Source organism: Vibrio sp. 10N.247.311.14, assembly GCF_041467715.1.
Classification (GTDB): Bacteria; Pseudomonadota; Gammaproteobacteria; order Enterobacterales; family Vibrionaceae; genus Vibrio; species Vibrio crassostreae_C.
The window spans coordinates 1-16,908 of the sequence record NZ_JBFSVE010000040.1 but is presented as its reverse complement, the minus strand read 5'-3'; the positions used below and the strand labels follow the sequence as shown (position 1 = coordinate 16,908).

Here is a 16,908-nt window from a genome sequence, read left to right as displayed (position 1 = left end):
TATCACTTACGCCAACAACTATTGCTGCTATCCATATGATCGCACCTAATTTCCACAATAGTGTGAATTGGTTCACAGATAACTTTGTAAGCTTTGCTAAGTTTGTACCCAAGGTAGGAGCTAAGTTGGCTTTCTACCTCAATAATTTGATGTAACCCAAAAACATGCGAGATAACAATGAAAAAAATAGAAGCAGACCAATTAAGTTATAAAGGAGAGTCAAACGGTGTTCACAGTTGGACAACACCGAGCGGTCAGCCATATTACTGGCACCCAGATTGGCTCCATATTGCTGAAGATGCGACAGGCTCACATCCAAAGCAAAAGATCGATGTCGAACAAGACCAAGCACCAACGGAAAAACACGCGGTGTCTGCTATTCTGAAACACATCAACCAATGGGCTGCAGACAAACTAGCGTCTCACCCTGAGATTGAAACCGGCTCAATCGAAGCTGAAATCAATCTCAAAAAGTAACGGGTTAAAGTAGATAGCGAACTCAATCACGCGCGATTCTAACCCAAAACACAGACTGAATAGCCTCGACCCTCGACCGGGGCTATTCAAGTATCTTCATAAAAATGCTGCAATAACCCCCACCTAGCTAACAAATCTCTAACACAAACCAGTTTCTTGTATCAATCCACGAAAGCTATCGATAGAATTCCCGGTCTTATTCGCGTCAGTTATGCTAATCATTCGCAATTCTAAAGTCGTGAATCAATGAATGCGTAAATCTAATAAGAATGAGAACAAAGGCTTACCGATGGATACTTCAAATTACAATCAATCGCTAACGACTAAGTTATACGTCATTGCTGGCGTGCTGTTTGGCACCTATGGCAGTCGGGTGTGCCCTATGCTCGATAGCTTAACGACGTTAGAGATTTTCACACAAGTCAGTATTGTGTTTATCTTATTATGGCTCGCACGTCGTTACCCATTGGCGCAACATACCTTGGTCAAGCAAGGCCGATTCGCGCATCTCGATACCCTGCTATTTTTTGCTGCAAGTGTGCCTTTCGCGCTCTACTACAACTTAAGCTATGAATTCACCATAGATAGTAATTTGAAGGTGCTGTTTGGCATGAGTCTATTCGGCTTCTTTACCGGAACCATTCTTCAATTGAATGCCAAGCTCAGCCAAATGGATAAAATGGAGACGACTGGACAATTCGACTTCCAACTGGTTGGTGAAAGAAGTTCACTGGTCAAGCAGATGATAGGCTTGGTTATCGTGCTTCTGGTAACACTGACGACTATGTTGACGATGATTGCTGTCAAAGACATCTTTTGGCTAGAACATAACCCTGACCGCTTATTGGATGGCACCGGCAAGATCAGCGTGATCAAAGAGTTTATTTATTTGGCTATGGTACTGGGTGGCTACGCGATAACCATCATGACGCTTTGGAGCAAGCTAATTAAGCGCATTCTCCTAAGCCAAGAGCACGCATTGAGTAAAGTCACCAATGGCGAGCAAGGCGTTCGCTTACCTATTTTCGGCTACAACGAGCTTGGCTCAATGGCATCTATGACCAATACCATGCTTGATAGCCTTGAAACCGCGCAAAACGAAGTCAAAACCACACGTGACGTCGCCATTGTGAGCTTATCGGCATTGGCTGAATCTCGAGACAATGAAACGGGCGCACATATCCTAAGAACTCAAGAGTACGTCAAGGTACTAGCACAAGAGCTCAGCAAGTCAGAGACCCATTCAAGCTTGTTAACACCAAACTACATCGAGTTGCTTTACAAATCTGCGCCTTTGCACGATGTAGGCAAAGTCGGTGTGCCTGATAGCGTGTTATTGAAGCCAGGTAAGTTGACTGACGAAGAGTTTGAGATAATGAAAGGTCACCCCTCGATTGGTGCTGAAGCGTTATCTATTGCAGAAAAGCAGTTGGGAAGTAGCTCTTTCTTAAGAGTCGCAAAGGAGATATCTCTGACTCACCACGAGAAATGGAATGGCAGCGGTTACCCTAATCAGTTGTCTGGTGAAGATATCCCGTTATCTGGCCGTTTAATGGCATTGGCCGATGTTTATGATGCGCTCATCTCGAAGCGAGTCTACAAGCCAGCCTTTACTCATGAACAAGCTAAACAGATTATTTTAGAGGGCAATGGGACGCATTTTGATCCGCAAGTTGTCCAAGCTTTTCTAGCGGTTGAACAAGCATTTGTTTCAATTGCCGCGACCTACAAAGATGGCAAAAATGTAGCGAGTGAACTCGAGCGCGAAAGCTTTATTGCTCAACCAGCGTAATCTATTCAAAATCCACTAACTTCTTGCACCCTATAGGTTAATCCGTAGGGTGTTTTGTTATCAAATACCCTCTTTAGTCAATAAATCTGATTGAAATGGATTTTTTTTAGCCTTTCTGTTCACTTCGTATTGTCTTAAAAATTCCATACAGGTATAACTACCCATAGATACTATCCCCTCTCAATTGACATGGATGAAGATTATGTTTGAAAAAGTGTTAGCTGCTCCCGCCGATCCTATCCTCGGCCTTACTGAAGAGTTTAAAAAAGACTCTCGTGCAGAGAAAATCAACCTTGGTGTTGGCATCTACAAAAATGAAGATGGTCAAACGCCTGTACTTAAAACAGTAAAGAAAGCAGAAGCTGCACTTCTTGAAAACGAAAAAACCAAATCTTACCTAACGATTGAAGGTACGGCTGAATACGGTCTAGCGGTACAGAAACTTCTTTTCGGTTCAGACGCAGAGATCGTTGCATCTCAGCGCGCTAAAACAGCACAAGCTCCAGGTGGTACAGGTGCACTTCGCGTAGCGGGTGAATTCATCAAGCGCCAACTGGGCGACGTAAAAATCTGGATCAGTAACCCAACTTGGGCTAACCACAACGGCGTTTTCGCTGCTGCGGGTATCGAAACTGCTCAATACAGCTACTACAACGCTGAAACTAAAGACAAAGACTTCGCTGGCATGGTTGCTGACCTAGAGAAAGCTTCTGAAGGCGATATCGTTCTTCTTCACGGCTGCTGTCACAACCCAACAGGTATCGACCCAACAACTGAAGAGTGGGAAGTTCTTGCTAAACTGGTTGCTGAGAAGAAACTGCTTCCTCTATTCGATTTTGCTTACCAAGGTTTTGCAAAAGGCGTTGAAGAAGATGCTGCTGGCCTACGTATTTTTGCTCAATACAACAAAGAGATCCTTGTTGCTAGCTCGTTCTCTAAGAACTTCGGCTTGTACAACGAGCGTGTTGGTGCATTCACTCTGGTTGCTGAATCAGCAGACGTAGCAACGACAGCATTCTCTCAAGTTAAGAGCATTATCCGCTCTATCTACTCTAACCCACCAGCCCACGGCAGTGCTGTCGTTACTCACATCCTTGGTGATGCTGATCTACGTGCTGAATGGGAAGCAGAAGTGGCAGAAATGCGTGACCGTATCCAAGAGATGCGTGAACTATTCGTAACGACACTGAAATCAGAAGGTGTTGATGCAGACTTCACATTCATCGAACGTCAAAACGGCATGTTCTCGTTCTCAGGTCTAAGCAAAGAGCAAGTAACTCGCCTAAAAGACGAATTCGCAATCTACATTGTTGGTTCTGGCCGTATCAGTGTTGCTGGTATGACTAAGTCAAACATGGGTCCTCTATGTAAAGGTATCGCTGCGGTTCTTTAATCGAAAAGCGAAACCTGTATTTGCAGACCAATAGATGTGTAAAAGCCAGCAATTAAGCTGGCTTTTTTGTGTCTGTCTCTTTGTATATAAGAGCTATTAGTGCACTTAGCCTTTTCGTTACTGGCTAATACTCTAGGAAAAATTCCACTCCTAGCTCGTGAGTACGCTCGCTACGAATTTTACCTTCACCATCTCGATGTTGATATGACCCACCAATCGCAAACTTATTGGTCACTAGATAACGTAAACCTAAGTGATAGACCTCTTCATCAAACAGGTCACTTCGATTCACTTGCACACTCCCGTTAGCTATCCAACGTTTCGCAAAGCCATAGTTAAGCTCAGCTTTTACCCCTTGGATGAACTCAGTGTCTGAAGATTCAGTTCGGTTGGTGTCATTATCTTCAACCTTACCTTTTGTGATACCAAGCAGGTAGTAAGCCACTATATCTAAATCTTTCTTAATGCTGTAACGGTAACCAACACCTGGCATCAGCGTATCAATTCGAGTTGTGGTGTCATCAGGGTGAATAAAGCGTGCGCTGTAGTCTCCCAGCAACGACCAATCATCCGTCATCGCGTAACTGACGCCTAATCCATACGACGAGGCGTTATTATTACTGCCTGCATCTTCATTTAAACTGCCCGAATGCGCCGTGGCATAAATATGGTCGTAATCTAAAATATCCACCGCGTTAGTGTCCGCCCACAAACTTGGAGAAAACATAGAAACCGCAGATACAAAACTAAGCTTCCACTTCGACATTCCTATCATCCTTAAACTGTCACTCCATTAATTGAAAGGTTAGTCTATCCATAAGACTTTAAAAAGGTTTTAGCTCACAGATTGATTTGTGACGGCAAAATATTATCAAATGTTGTACCATGAAATCATACAAACCAATGGATGATCATTATGGATGCTGAGTTATTAGAGATTCAAAACTTTCTGGCACAATACCCCCCTTTCACAGAACTCCCTGAGGAGATGTTGGCGAAAGTGACCAGTAGCGTGGAAATTTCTTATTACCGCCAAGATACCCCTATCATTCACTTTGGTGATCAAATTCATGACTTATACATCGTTCGAAGTGGCGAAGTCGAAGTCTACCGCCGTAAAGGCGAACTCTATAACCGCCTGGATGAAGGCCACTTGTTCGGTCAAATGGGCCTACTGACCAACAACAAGGTGCGTTTCCCAGTTAAAGCCACCGAAGATACCCTGCTTTACTGTATTCCTGAGCCTATCTTCCAAGAGCTCTACGACAACTACGACTCCTTTGCCGATTTCGTAGAAGTAGAAGATAACGCGCGACTGCGCCAAGCCAACTCAGACAGCAACGACGCTAACGACTTAACGACATCCAAGGTTAAAACGCTGCTGACCAGCGAAGCACCAATGATCGAAAAAACGCGCACGATTCAGCAAGCTGCGACCATGATGGCACAGGATAATGTTTCCTCTTTGTTGATCATCGACCCAGAAATCGTTGAAGATGATGAAGATGACTCAACACCCGTGATTGGCATCATCACCGACCGAGATTTATGTACTCGCGTTTTAGCTGAAGGGCTTGACCCATCGGATGAAGTCTCTAGCGTAATGACACCTGAGGTTATCTCTCTCGATCACAATGCTTACGTATACGAAGCTATGATGACCATGCTTCGCTATAACGTGCATCATTTACCAGTGCTTAAAGATAAGAAGCCGATTGGTATTATCGAAGCGACCGATATTGTTCGTTATGAGTCTCAAAACTCGCTGTTATTGGTAAGTAGTATCTTCCAGCAACAAAGTATCGAAGATCTGAAGGTGCTTTCCGAGCAAGTAAAAGACAGCTTTGTGCGCTTAGTTAACGAAGATGCCAACGCCCACATGGTGGGTACTGCAATGTCGGTAATTGGTCGTAGCTTTAAGCAGCGAATTATCGAACTGGGCGAAGAGAAATTGGGCAAGTCGCCTATTCCTTACTGTTTCCTCGCACTGGGCTCTATGGGGCGTGATGAGCAGCTGCTGGTTACCGACCAAGATAACGCAATCATTCTTGATGATACCTACGACGAGAAAAAGCACGGTAAATACTTTGAGGAGCTGTCGACCTTTATTTGTGATGGCTTAGATCAGTGTGGCTATGTGTATTGTACTGGCGATATCATGGCGACTAACCCAACGTGGCGTATGACTCGTCGACAATGGGAAGAGTGCTTTGCCGATTGGATTGATGATCCAAACCCGAAAGCACTGTTAAATGCTTCAATCTTCTTCGACTTAGATGGCGTTTATGGTCGTCTGAAATGGGCCGAGCAATTGAACAGCTTTATTGTTCGACGCGCACGTAAGAACAATCGCTTCTTGGCGTGTCTTGCACGTAACGCACTCAACCGTACACCTCCGCTCGGCTTCTTCAAAGATTTCGTGATGGAGAAAGATGGCCGTCACAACAACTCTATCAACCTTAAGCGTCGTGGTACTGCGCCACTCGCCGATTTGATTCGTGTTCACTCGCTCGCGGTAGCGTCTCGCTCTAAGAACTCGTTCGAACGCTTAGATGACATTATTGACGCCGGTATTCTGCCAAAAGGCCGAGCTCAAGATCTGAAAGATGCGATGGAGTTTATCTCTCTGGTTCGTATTCGCCACCAAGCACACGATGTCGACAACAACATCGAGCCTGATAACAACATCGAGCCAGAGAACCTGTCTGACTTCGAACGACGTAACCTAAAGGATGCATTCCAAATATTAAGTAATGCGCAAAACTTCCTTAAGTTCCGTTATCAAGCCAGCAACAAGTTTAAGTAGGGCCTATGAACAAACTATTCAGATCACCTGCGGTCGATTGGCCATTTAAGTTTGCTCAGAAGCTTGAACGAGCGAGAGACGAGCGCTTAAAGCACTTTTATAGCCAGCCTCTTCCTGCGCCTGATACGCCACTTTCAGAAGTGATGTTTTTGGCTGTCGACTTTGAGACAACGGGGTTAAACCCAAACAAAGACGGCATCATTACCATTGGTTTAGTGCCATTTACGCTCAATCGCATCTACTTGCGACAAGCCAAACACTGGACTCTAAGACCAAAACAGAAACTTGAAGAAGAGTCTGTCGTGATTCATGGCATCACTCACAATGACATCATTGATGCGCCAGACCTTAGCGAAGTGTTGGGCGAGATCTTAGAATCAATGGCGGGACATATCCCTGTGGTTCACTATCGTCGTATCGAACGTGACTTTTTGGACAATGCATTGAAAGTGCGACTCGGTGAAGGCATTGAGTTCCCAGTCCTCGACACGCTGGAGATTGAATCTCAGATCCAAAATAAACTGGCTGGCGGCTTGTGGAACAAGCTGAAAGGTAAGAAGCCAGCTTCAGTGAGACTGGGTCAGAGTCGTCGTCGATACCATCTGCCCGACTACACGCCGCATCATGCATTAACTGACGCTATTGCGACCGCTGAGCTACTCCAAGCGCAAATTGCTCATCACTTTGACTCTGAGATGCCTCTGAAGAGTTTCTGGATCTAGCTGAGTTACGTAAGCTAAATACAAACACAAAGCCCATCAACTTCCATTGGTCGGCTTTTTCATTTTTATCGTCTGTGTTTAAGCAACGGTTGGCCCGACTAAGCGCATTTCCCATAAGCGTTTAAACATATTATAACGTCACACCCCAGCAGTTCCGCTCTAATGGGCGTCGAAAATCGTGATCGCTATTTGTCAGCGCGATTGGCATTATTACTTCCCAACCACAGACAACGTTTGGTAATAAAGACGCTTTTGCTGATACATATTCTCATCAGCGACTGAGAACAATTGCTCAACGTCTGTTGAATCACTAGAGGCTGCACCAATCGAGAATCTGACAGGAATAGAGATACCCGCTTTAGTCTCGATTGCCTGTTGCTCCTGAGCAATGTACAACTGCTCAGTCATCTTTGCGACATTGAGCGAACTCGACTCACCAGACGTTAAGGTAAGCACCGCAAATTCATCTCCACCCAAACGGTATAGATTACTGGCAGGTGTCAATTCGTGACTGATTACGTCTACGCAGCGCTGTATCAGCTCATCCCCGATCTCATGCCCATGAACATCATTGGTCGTTTTCAAGCCATTGATATCAATAATGATCAAAGAAATCTGATTTTGATTGTCGTTAATGCTGCGTTTACTGAATTCGAGATCTTCATTAAAAGCTTTACGATTCAAACAGCCAGTCGGCATGTTAATCCGTGTAATATTTTCGAGCTCTAGCCAACCAGCTAACTGTTTTTGGTACATGTCAAAAATCAGAAGATCTTCTTCACTGAGGACATCAAATGAACTTGAACAAAAATACCCGATCGCCGTCCCCTGTGAGTCACAGAGTATCAGGTCAGCCTCGCCAGTCCGGTTAAAATGAAACTGAATCGAATGTTGAACAAGTAATGTCTTTAACTCTTGATCGACCATTTGAGGAATCAACCGATATTCAGCCGCGTGTCTTGATGATGCAAACTGAACGATCTTCAAAATACGATGCTTCTGGGATTCTTCACGCGCGAGCGAATTAGTTAACTTGCTGGTTTTCTCTTCGACTAAGTCCTCTAGCTGAACATTAAATCTTTCGAGTTTATCGTTACTTTCGGTAAGCTCACGGACTTGGTATTGTATGCGACCCCACAAGGTTTCCAATAAACGACTCAGCGTGACGAACTCTGTAAAACGATGTTCATCCACACTATGAGTCGGTGACTGGTTATGCGAATACGACGTAACAGATTCAGCCAACAAGTTTAACTGCCCTGAGAACCAGCGGCTTAGGAACAGAGCAAACACAATCGAGATGGCAAGCGTCGCCACCAATATTCTGACAAAGACCACCTGAGCTTGTTGCATCTCTAATAAACGCTCACTGTCGGAAATATGATGTTTGACGTTCAGTACCAATTTGTCGGTAAAGAATGTGCTGTCGATAGAGATAATGTTCGCACTTTGTTCAGAAGATTGAGCATCCGTTGAATCAATATAGTTAAACTCAACCGACTCATTTTGATAAAGGAAAGGCGTCACTTTAGTCTTAAGTCTGTCATACCCCATAAGAACCACAAGATAACCCTGCGGCGTGTATGTAGAACCTTCTATCAAACGATAAGGTAAAATCGGCGCGACAAAAACGATACCTGTAGCGGCATTATCCGCCACTTCAGTTTCGGTAAACTCGGTGTGGAACAATTTCCCTTGCCCATAAACCGATTGAGGACGCTTCAAGCTTTCTAATAACTGGCTCTGCTCAAAATGGTACAAGCTGCCTTTGCTGTCATAAATGGGCTTCCAGTTTTGGTCCAGAATATAAGTCGCGGACACACTCTCCGCTAGCGCATTGAAGCTATCCATCTTGTCCCAAATAACACTCGAGAAAAAGATATTACCACCCGCTTTAATCAATGATCGGTCATGCGAATACCATTGAGTTAGGCTCGCCGTCAGCTTAATTTGCTCTTGTACGGTTTGACGAATACCGGTCGTAGAGTTGTCCAGCTTGGTTTCTTTTTGCTCTAAAGAACTTTGGTTTTGTTTATTGAGAATCAACTGTCCCGCTAGGTAAACAGGAAGCATTGAGCAAGCCAGCAACACCAAGCCCATGGTGTATTTTAATGATAGCTTCAATCTCTTACCCTCATATTCGCCGAGTAATATTGAACAAAATCATTGTAAAATTTATGCAGTTCACTCTTTGGCATCCCTGACTTGTAACGCTGATACGCCCGAGCCGATGCCTCCCAAACGATCGCCATCTTGTAGTCACTCGACATCATTTGCGATGCTTGAAACTCATCGTACATATTTGAAAGTGTCTGGTTACCTTCCTCAACACGGCGTTGATTAACCTCATAAAACGGCGAAACCATGGCACTCGAGTGAGCTAAAGAGGTGAAACTGTTTGATTGCAGGTATTGAACGACTTCTTTCAAAGCCAATTTCTTATCTGGGTTTTGCATGCCTTTTTCCGTGACAGCAAAAACCTTTGCGCCACTAAATGAAGACATACTTTCACCACGATAGGTCGGCAACGAATTGATGTACAAATCTCGACCAAAGGCGGCATCGAGTTCGCTGAACGCCCAATCACCGTCAATCAAAAACTCGACTTCCCCATTGATGAACCTCTGCCTCGCGCAAATATCGCTGCACGATGATTCGATGACTTTTTTCTGCTGCAACATGTCGATGAAATCAAAGATAGCAACTAACCCTTCACCATTAACATTCTTCGACGATAATAAGTCTTCAGAAAAAAGCTGATAGAAAGCTAGATAGAAGTACATGTTTGGATTGGGAAAAAGCACGCTCACTTGATCGGACTGAGCAGAGCGTTCAATTAGGCTCTCCCATGTCACGACTTGCGCTTGAGGCTTGCTCGAATACAGAACGACTTGGTTTCCAATACCAACCGGTAACGCCTTAAGCTCACCGTTGATGACCACTGCATCGAGCGCTTTTTTCTCATAGCGTTGGGTATCGACCCAAGCATCAGGAAGCGTCGCTAAATCGATATATTCAGTTAGACCTAAGAAGTCAGAAGGAACCCAGATGGCGTCGGGAAAGGTATTGTCTCTAGGATCAGCAACAAGCAGTTCAGAACGAATACTGTTGACGTCAAACGAACGAATTTCTACACGATGATCAGTCATCGCTTCGATATGTTCTTTTACATAATCGGCCGTTTCATAATTAATACCAGCCCATATTTCAAGTGTGGACGAACAAGCAACGGCCGGAAATAGCATCGCAAATAGACTCAATAACCTCACACTTGGTTCCTTGTGGTAAAAATTAGACGTTGGATTTTAATCGCCCATCAATAAACCGGGCGATGCGGCTTATCGCTCACTGCTCATGATTAGAGACCTAGCTTTGGGCGACACGTTATATAGTAAAAAGTGCCTAAATAACAGTTGATACTCTCGCTTTAAGAGAAAGGTCTGCTCATTCTGATACATCCGTCATATCTCTGGATGACTGTTCTTACAATAAATCAACATACCATACCCTTTATTATTAACGACAAAAAAAATGCCGCAAAAGCGGCATCTATCTCGTTCGGTGCATTCGACACAATAAAAATCAAATAAGCAATTTATCAGTCAAAGCCCTATCATCGATTAAGCGTATTTCTCTTCGAAATCTTTCATGAAGCTAACCAGCGCTTGAACGCCTTCCAGAGACATTGCGTTGTAAAGTGAAGCTCTCATTCCACCTACTGCTCTATGGCCTTTCAGTGATTTCAGACCTGCAGCATCAGCCAATTCTAGGAACTTGCCATCTAACTCAGGTTTCGCCAGTTGGAACGGCACGTTCATTCTAGAACGGTTTGCAGTGTGAACATCGTTTTTGTAGAAAGCTGAGCTATCGATTGCATCGTAAAGCAGCGCTGCTTTCTCTTTGTTCACCAACTCCATCGCTTCAACGCCACCTTGAGCTTTCAGCCACTTGAACACAAGGCCTGATAGGTACCAAGCGTAGGTTGGTGGTGTGTTGAACATTGAGTCTTTTTCAGCAAGTACTTTGTAGTTCAGAATACTCGGCAACACGTCGTTTGCGAGTTCGAGTAGATCATCACGTACGATTGCAATGCAGATACCCGCAGGGCCGATATTCTTTTGCGCGCCCGCGTAGATAACACCGTACTGAGACACATCAATCTTACGAGACAGAATGTTAGATGACATATCCGCTACGATTGGCTTATCCGTTTGAGGAAGCTCGCTGATTTCAATACCATCGATGGTTTCATTCGGACAGAAATGTACATACGCAGCTTCCGGGTCAATTTTCCAATCTTTAGCTGGAACAACCGCTGCTTTACCATCAATTGACGTCTTCGCGTTGAATACATCGATTTCGCAATATTTGCTCGCTTCAGTCACTGCACTTTCTGCCCAGTAACCCGCATCAATGTAAGTCGCTTTCGTCGCATCACCTAAAAGGTTTAGAGGAACAGCAGCGAATTGAGCACGAGCGCCCCCCTGACAGAAAAGAACTTTGTAGTTGTCTGGGATGTTCAGAAGATCACGTAGGTCCTGTTCGGACTCGTCAGCAACTTGAATAAATTCCTTGCTGCGATGGCTGATTTCCATCACGGAAGTCCCTAAACCATTCCAATCAATAAAGTCCGCTTGCGCTTGTTTCATTACCGGTTTAGGCAGTGCAGCTGGGCCAGCACTGAAGTTGAATACGTTATCTAATGTAAGTTCCATGGGGATGATTGCTCCTGCTAAATAATAACTATGCAAGTAATACCATGTTTTACCCAACATAAAAACAACAAAAGAGGTCTTAAGACCTCTTTTGTTTTGTACCGTATAAAATGTTTAAGCTTAACCTGCTAAATCACCCTATCAGTATTCACGCCTGCTCTGTTTATTGAACCAAAACCGGCATAAGTAGAGCGATTAATGGAATTTCTTGTCCATTTTCGAACACTAGGTTTCCATTTTCTAAGTCAGCGCTGATTTCATAACCACTGTCTGTTTCCTTGATCATTTCCATCACAAGCAATTCATCGATACCTTCACGGATGAATGGATACTCTTCAACAAGTTCATTTGAGAAGCTAGAGTGAACGTTGCCCGTTAATGCAGGCATGATCATCGAAGGGTTGCTGCTGATGTTTTCGGTCCCTTCCGGCACGCTCACCAACCACTTAGATTCGAACTGTCCCTTACCTAACTCTAACGACATGTTGTTCATTGAAAGGTCGAAACCTTTAGCAAACAGGATATCGATAAATGGAATGATCTCTGCAACGTCTTCTTGCGTCATCACAGGATTAGATTGGTAAATCTCAAAGATTTTCTCAAACGACTCGCTATCCAACTTCGACATTTCAAAATCGACGTTTAGGTTGTTCAACTGGCCTTCACTGGTCTCGATGTTTGCGATATCCAGCTTGAGGTTGCTGCGCAGACGCTTAGTTGCTTCATCTAGATGTGATTCAAAATCGTACTTAGAATTTTCAATGGTCATGAAAGGCTGCATTGCAGAATCTGAAACCAAGAAGCTATCGATAGTAAAATTCTGAGTACCTAACCAGTAGCCTTTCGCTTGTTGGCCTGAACCCACACCTTTCAGATTAGACAGCGTTACCTCTTCACCGGTTTCAAAATCAATTTGAACTGAAGGGATTGAAAGCTCGTAATCAACTTGGCCTAAAACAGTCGCATGGCCAGAAAGATTCGATTTAGTGATCGAGACCGAAGTCCCATTCTCATCAGAACCTTGGTGATTGAACTGGCTTAACTCAAAGTTAAAGTCAGTGTTGCCGTTTAGCTCAGTACTAGTGGTCAGAGTTAAAGGCAGAATATCGGTATTCTCAAACGTCGACAGTGCATTTAGACTCACCAAACCATGGCTAACCGCACTATTTATGACAAACTCACTCGGCAACCCATCAATCGCAAGTTGCTCTTTCAGGTTTTCATCCGTCACAGTTAAACGAGTGGTTACGTTGGAAGACAAGTAACCTCTATCGTATTCCACGATCTCAGCTTGAATGCTTGAATTGTTAAGCTTTGCAACACCGTCAGTAATAGCATTTTGTCCAATTTGGCCAACCGCTAAAGGCCAACATAGTGCCAATGAGATTGCTCCGCCAATTGCACCAATTTTTCTTAACTGTTCCATGAGTTCTCTTTCTACACGTGTCTGTTTTTTTTAGTCTACCCCATCAGTAGCAAACAAGAAACATTGAGTTAAATCAGTCTATTGCTCGATACTTCGATTGCCTCAATAAATTAACGGCTAGCTCTCATCCTTATTCGGCGGTTCTTGCTAGGCTAGAGACGTCGCTACTATTAAGGTTGAGCTGTGAATCAATACGCTGTTATCTGTTTGGACAATAATCCGGTTAGCATTGAAAGAATACGTTCGGAGCTGGCTCCGTTGGCTTCTGTATTCGATATTTATACTGCCGAGAACATAGAAGATGCACATCACGCATTAGAAGATATTCATGATCACAACCAAACCGTAGCCTTGGTGATCACTCATCATCATTCTGAATTTAATGGCGTGCAATTTCTGATTGAACTTGAGCAGCTGCCCCATAGTAGTACCGCAAGAACGATATTAGTCAGCGCTTCGTCAGACATTCAATCCATTCTAACCGCTGTAAATGAAGGCAGGCTCAACCACTGTCTAACCAAACCGGTTCAAGATCAGGTTCTATTCAAATCAGCGCAAAAAGAGCTGACCTCTTTTGTCATCCAATACGACTCAGAAAACCTGCTCTCTTACAGTGATGCATTGGATCAACAACGCTTACTCAGAGCGCACATTGAACAAAAGATTCACTCTTTCCAATCGGGTTTCATTCACGACTACCACCAGCTTTCTGATAATGCCCTTGCAGAACGTGTCGTCAGTGCTCTGCAGGATGTCTTCTCAAAAGATGATAAAACTAAGGCCATTCGTGACTACTCCCCTGAGCATCTGCTCACTGTGGAAGGCGAAGACAATCGCTTTTTATGGCTGATCATTGAGGGTGAAGCGGCTCTATATAAGAAAGATGAACTCGGGCAACAGAGGGAAGTGGTACGTCACTCCAAAGGGAATATTGTCGGCGGGATGTCATTTGTGACAGGCGAGCCTTCGTTTTCTACCGCGATCACCCTAACGCAAACACGCGTTATCAAGCTGGATAAAGATAGCTTTGCTCAGGTGATGCATTCAAACAATACCCTGCTGCCTTTATTTACCAATCTATTGCTCCGTCATTTTAATCGACGTTTGCAACGCAGCATCACCAATAAGATCAAACTGCAGCAAACACTAGAATCATTAGAGTCTGCACATCAACAACTGATCGAAAAAGAGAAAATGGCGATGCTCGGACAGCTTGTCGCGGGAGTCGCACATGAGCTGAATAACCCGATTGCTGCCATATTAAGAAGCATCGAAACTCTGTCAGACCATCTCGACCAAATATTGGCAAACCTATCCGTTCCAGAGTCCAATAAAGGGACTGACGTACTGGCACATTCAAAGTTAGCTAAGCCACTATCAACAGCCCAAGAAAGACAGCTCGTAAAGCATCTTACGTCGACGATTAATGACCGTGCTTTAGCAAAAAAAGCCGTGAGACTAAACCTAAGCCAAGACTCTACGGTTCTAAACACATTAAAGGCGTCCCCTGTCGCAGGCAAAGAGCTGCTCAATGACTTAGAGCATTACCATTATGTTGGAAACTCTATCCGCTCAATTCAAGTGTGCAGCAAGCGTATTGCCGATATGGTCAAAAGCTTAAAAAGCTATGCTAGAGAAGATGAAGAAGTTCGCCACTACACAGATATCCACGAAGGGCTTGAAGATACCTTAGTGATCTTCGAAAACAGGCTTAAACACCACCAACTCGAAAAGCATTACGATACCGACTTACCGCCTTTATTGTGCCAGTCGCTCTCGCTGCAACAAGTGTGGACCAACCTTATCTCCAATGCGCTCGATGCCCTATCTGAACGAGGAAAAGTGACCATCACCACTTCTCAACAGACAAAAGGCGACGACGCGTTTCTTGTGGTGCAAATCTCCGATACTGGCCACGGCATTGCCAAAGAAGACATCAACACCATTTTCAACCCAAATTTCACGACTAAAAAAGAAGGCAACTTTGGTTTAGGGATTGGGTTATCCATTTCTCAACAAATCGTTTCGGCTCATCAAGGGTTTATTTTGGTGGAGTCAGAGGTAGGCAGCCATACAAACATGCAAGTGTGGCTTCCATTCAAACAAGAAGGAGCACCTCATGAATAAGTACCTAATTTTATGTGTCGATGATGAACCTGAAGTTCTCAATAGTGTCCTTCAGGACTTGGCGATATTTGAAGAGAACTTTCTGGTTGAAGGTGCAGAGTCGGTCGATGAAGCCAAGCAAGTAATCAAAGAAATGGGACAAGATGGTATTAAGCTCGCGTTAATCTTATGCGACCACATCATGCCAGAAGAAACCGGCATTGATTTTCTGATCGAACTCAACCAACACGACGCTACTAAACCAACGCGTAAGCTGTTGCTCACCGGGCAAGCTGGGCTAGAAGATACCGTCACAGCCATTAACAACGCAGCACTTGATTTCTATATTTCAAAACCTTGGCAAGGCGACCAACTGAGAGACACGATTACTCAACAATTGACTGACTATGTCATTGCCAACGACAAGCAATTGCTAAACTGGACTTCCATCTTAGATACCGAGCGCATACTGACTTCAATGGCGGATAAACGCACCAGTTTTGGTGAATAGCACTGATTGGTTAATGGATACTGAGAATAGCGTCATCCGATATAAAAACCTTCCGAATGTATACAAATTTTGGATAATTCGCTCGTCTATTTTTCTCATTCGCCCTAAACATGAGATCTCCGTTACATACTGATCCTTAATTTGCTTGTTTTTTAACTAAATGAGTAAGGTTTTACATTTTAAAGGATTACTTTTCCGTGAGTTAGATTAAACTGTCTCAATGTTTATGGTTTGCCGATTTGTCTCAAACCAAAGGAATTAACACTAATATAGGTTTACGGTCGTTATGCGCAAAATTCTACTTACTACCGCTATGCTATTGGCTTCTGGTCAAGCACTAGCTGTTGATGAACAACCACAGGTAATGAGCAACTTTAACTATGATTACTTTGAAGCACGTATCGGTGCTAGCCCAGTAACATTTGGTGGTGCGTTCAGTAAGTCCATTCACCCGAACGCTCACGCTATAGCACGTATCGATTCAGAATTTGAAAGCGATTACGACTCAGCTGTAGGTCTTGGTTTCCACGCTCCATTAAACAACTGGGCAGACCTAACAGGTGAAATGCTAGCTCGTATCGTTCAACCTGAGAACTCAAGCTCTACTGATATCGGTATGGAAATCAACATTGGTGTTCGCCAATGGCTTGGTCCACAACTAGAAGTTGGTGGTAAAGGTGGTTACGTTTCTATCGATGACAACGATGATTGGACAGGTTCTGTTTACGCGCGTTTCCACTCTACAGAGCTTTTCTCTTTAGGTGCTGAAGCTCGTATTAACGACTTCTACGGTGACCAACTTATGTTCACTGCTCGCTTCAAGTACTAATACTTAAAGCCAAGCTAGCTCTTAACGAGCACTTAGCCTTTTGATACTTAGTCTTTTAAGAAATCCGGCTAAGACAGAATCGAGTAGGAGGAGGCCTCACGGCCTCCGTCCTCTCACACCACCGTACAAGC

13 protein-coding genes are annotated in these 16,908 nt (G+C 44.0%); 8 read left to right on the top strand and 5 right to left on the bottom strand.

What is annotated here, in order from left to right; translation table 11 throughout:
• Positions 1-177 precede the first annotated feature (177 nt).
• The 3 genes from AB6F11_RS14955 to AB6F11_RS14945 all read left to right on the top strand — a co-directional run bounded on the left by AB6F11_RS14955 (position 178) and on the right by AB6F11_RS14945 (position 3,662).
• Positions 178-477, top strand: a complete 300-nt coding sequence (locus AB6F11_RS14955) for a hypothetical protein (protein ID WP_017060414.1) — start codon at positions 178-180, stop codon at positions 475-477.
• A gap of 250 nt (positions 478-727) precedes the next feature.
• A complete protein-coding gene (locus AB6F11_RS14950; RefSeq protein WP_102394298.1) occupies positions 728-2,269 on the top strand; it encodes an HD-GYP domain-containing protein in 1,542 nt (513 codons plus the stop codon).
• Between the two features lie 202 nt (positions 2,270-2,471).
• Positions 2,472-3,662: an amino acid aminotransferase gene (locus tag AB6F11_RS14945; RefSeq protein WP_019822582.1), complete on the top strand. Its 1,191-nt coding sequence runs from the start codon at positions 2,472-2,474 to the stop codon at positions 3,660-3,662.
• Positions 3,663-3,786: 124 nt separating this feature from the next.
• On the opposite strand, the gene AB6F11_RS14940 is transcribed toward AB6F11_RS14945, so the two are convergent.
• Complete coding sequence (locus AB6F11_RS14940; RefSeq protein ID WP_102394297.1) at positions 3,787-4,428, bottom strand: outer membrane beta-barrel protein; 642 nt, start codon at positions 4,426-4,428, stop codon at positions 3,787-3,789.
• Between the two features lie 150 nt (positions 4,429-4,578).
• On the opposite strand from AB6F11_RS14940, the gene AB6F11_RS14935 reads away from it, so the two are divergent.
• Together AB6F11_RS14935 and AB6F11_RS14930 are read left to right on the top strand one after the other, a co-directional pair.
• On the top strand, positions 4,579-6,468 hold the full coding sequence (locus AB6F11_RS14935; RefSeq protein ID WP_017060410.1) for a DUF294 nucleotidyltransferase-like domain-containing protein: 1,890 nt from the start codon (positions 4,579-4,581) through the stop codon (positions 6,466-6,468).
• Positions 6,469-6,473: 5 nt separating this feature from the next.
• On the top strand, positions 6,474-7,190 hold the full coding sequence (locus AB6F11_RS14930) for a 3'-5' exonuclease (RefSeq protein WP_102320458.1): 717 nt from the start codon (positions 6,474-6,476) through the stop codon (positions 7,188-7,190).
• A gap of 210 nt (positions 7,191-7,400) precedes the next feature.
• Here the strand turns inward: AB6F11_RS14930 and AB6F11_RS14925 are convergent, their stop codons facing one another.
• From AB6F11_RS14925 to AB6F11_RS14910, 4 genes are all read right to left on the bottom strand, one after another.
• Entirely contained in the window at positions 7,401-9,290 is a 1,890-nt protein-coding gene (locus tag AB6F11_RS14925; protein ID WP_102320459.1) for a GGDEF domain-containing protein, read from the bottom strand.
• Between the two features lie 20 nt (positions 9,291-9,310).
• Positions 9,311-10,459, bottom strand: coding sequence for an extracellular solute-binding protein (locus tag AB6F11_RS14920; protein WP_372055821.1), 1,149 nt, complete (start codon positions 10,457-10,459; stop codon positions 9,311-9,313).
• A 351-nt stretch (positions 10,460-10,810) separates the two neighbouring features.
• A complete protein-coding gene (gene serC, locus AB6F11_RS14915) occupies positions 10,811-11,905 on the bottom strand; it encodes a 3-phosphoserine/phosphohydroxythreonine transaminase (RefSeq protein WP_017065411.1) in 1,095 nt (364 codons plus the stop codon).
• Positions 11,906-12,068: 163 nt separating this feature from the next.
• Complete coding sequence (locus AB6F11_RS14910; protein WP_017068763.1) at positions 12,069-13,331, bottom strand: DUF945 family protein; 1,263 nt, start codon at positions 13,329-13,331, stop codon at positions 12,069-12,071.
• A 183-nt stretch (positions 13,332-13,514) separates the two neighbouring features.
• Between AB6F11_RS14910 and AB6F11_RS14905 the strand changes: the two genes are divergently transcribed.
• The 3 genes from AB6F11_RS14905 to AB6F11_RS14895 all read left to right on the top strand — a co-directional run bounded on the left by AB6F11_RS14905 (position 13,515) and on the right by AB6F11_RS14895 (position 16,777).
• Positions 13,515-15,458 (top strand): ATP-binding protein, encoded by a 1,944-nt coding sequence (locus AB6F11_RS14905; RefSeq protein ID WP_102320461.1) that lies wholly within the window; start codon positions 13,515-13,517, stop codon positions 15,456-15,458.
• A complete protein-coding gene (locus tag AB6F11_RS14900; RefSeq protein WP_017065410.1) occupies positions 15,451-15,948 on the top strand; it encodes a response regulator in 498 nt (165 codons plus the stop codon). The genes AB6F11_RS14905 and AB6F11_RS14900 overlap by 8 nt, the downstream gene beginning before the upstream one ends.
• A 286-nt stretch (positions 15,949-16,234) precedes the next feature.
• Positions 16,235-16,777 carry a hypothetical protein gene (locus tag AB6F11_RS14895; RefSeq protein ID WP_017065409.1) on the top strand — a complete coding sequence of 181 codons (543 nt, stop codon included), beginning with the start codon at positions 16,235-16,237 and terminating at the stop codon, positions 16,775-16,777.
• Positions 16,778-16,908 lie beyond the last annotated feature (131 nt).

Coding starts and splice junctions, on each gene's coding strand:
- AB6F11_RS14955 (WP_017060414.1), top strand. CDS start 178: ATGAAAAAAATAGAAGCAGACCAATTAAGTTATAAAGGAGAGTCAAAC.
- AB6F11_RS14950 (WP_102394298.1), top strand. CDS start 728: ATGCGTAAATCTAATAAGAATGAGAACAAAGGCTTACCGATGGATACT.
- AB6F11_RS14945 (WP_019822582.1), top strand. CDS start 2,472: ATGTTTGAAAAAGTGTTAGCTGCTCCCGCCGATCCTATCCTCGGCCTT.
- AB6F11_RS14940 (WP_102394297.1), bottom strand. CDS start 4,428: ATGTCGAAGTGGAAGCTTAGTTTTGTATCTGCGGTTTCTATGTTTTCT.
- AB6F11_RS14935 (WP_017060410.1), top strand. CDS start 4,579: ATGGATGCTGAGTTATTAGAGATTCAAAACTTTCTGGCACAATACCCC.
- AB6F11_RS14930 (WP_102320458.1), top strand. CDS start 6,474: ATGAACAAACTATTCAGATCACCTGCGGTCGATTGGCCATTTAAGTTT.
- AB6F11_RS14925 (WP_102320459.1), bottom strand. CDS start 9,290: ATGGGCTTGGTGTTGCTGGCTTGCTCAATGCTTCCTGTTTACCTAGCG.
- serC (WP_017065411.1), bottom strand. CDS start 11,905: ATGGAACTTACATTAGATAACGTATTCAACTTCAGTGCTGGCCCAGCT.
- AB6F11_RS14910 (WP_017068763.1), bottom strand. CDS start 13,331: ATGGAACAGTTAAGAAAAATTGGTGCAATTGGCGGAGCAATCTCATTG.
- AB6F11_RS14900 (WP_017065410.1), top strand. CDS start 15,451: ATGAATAAGTACCTAATTTTATGTGTCGATGATGAACCTGAAGTTCTC.
- AB6F11_RS14895 (WP_017065409.1), top strand. CDS start 16,235: ATGCGCAAAATTCTACTTACTACCGCTATGCTATTGGCTTCTGGTCAA.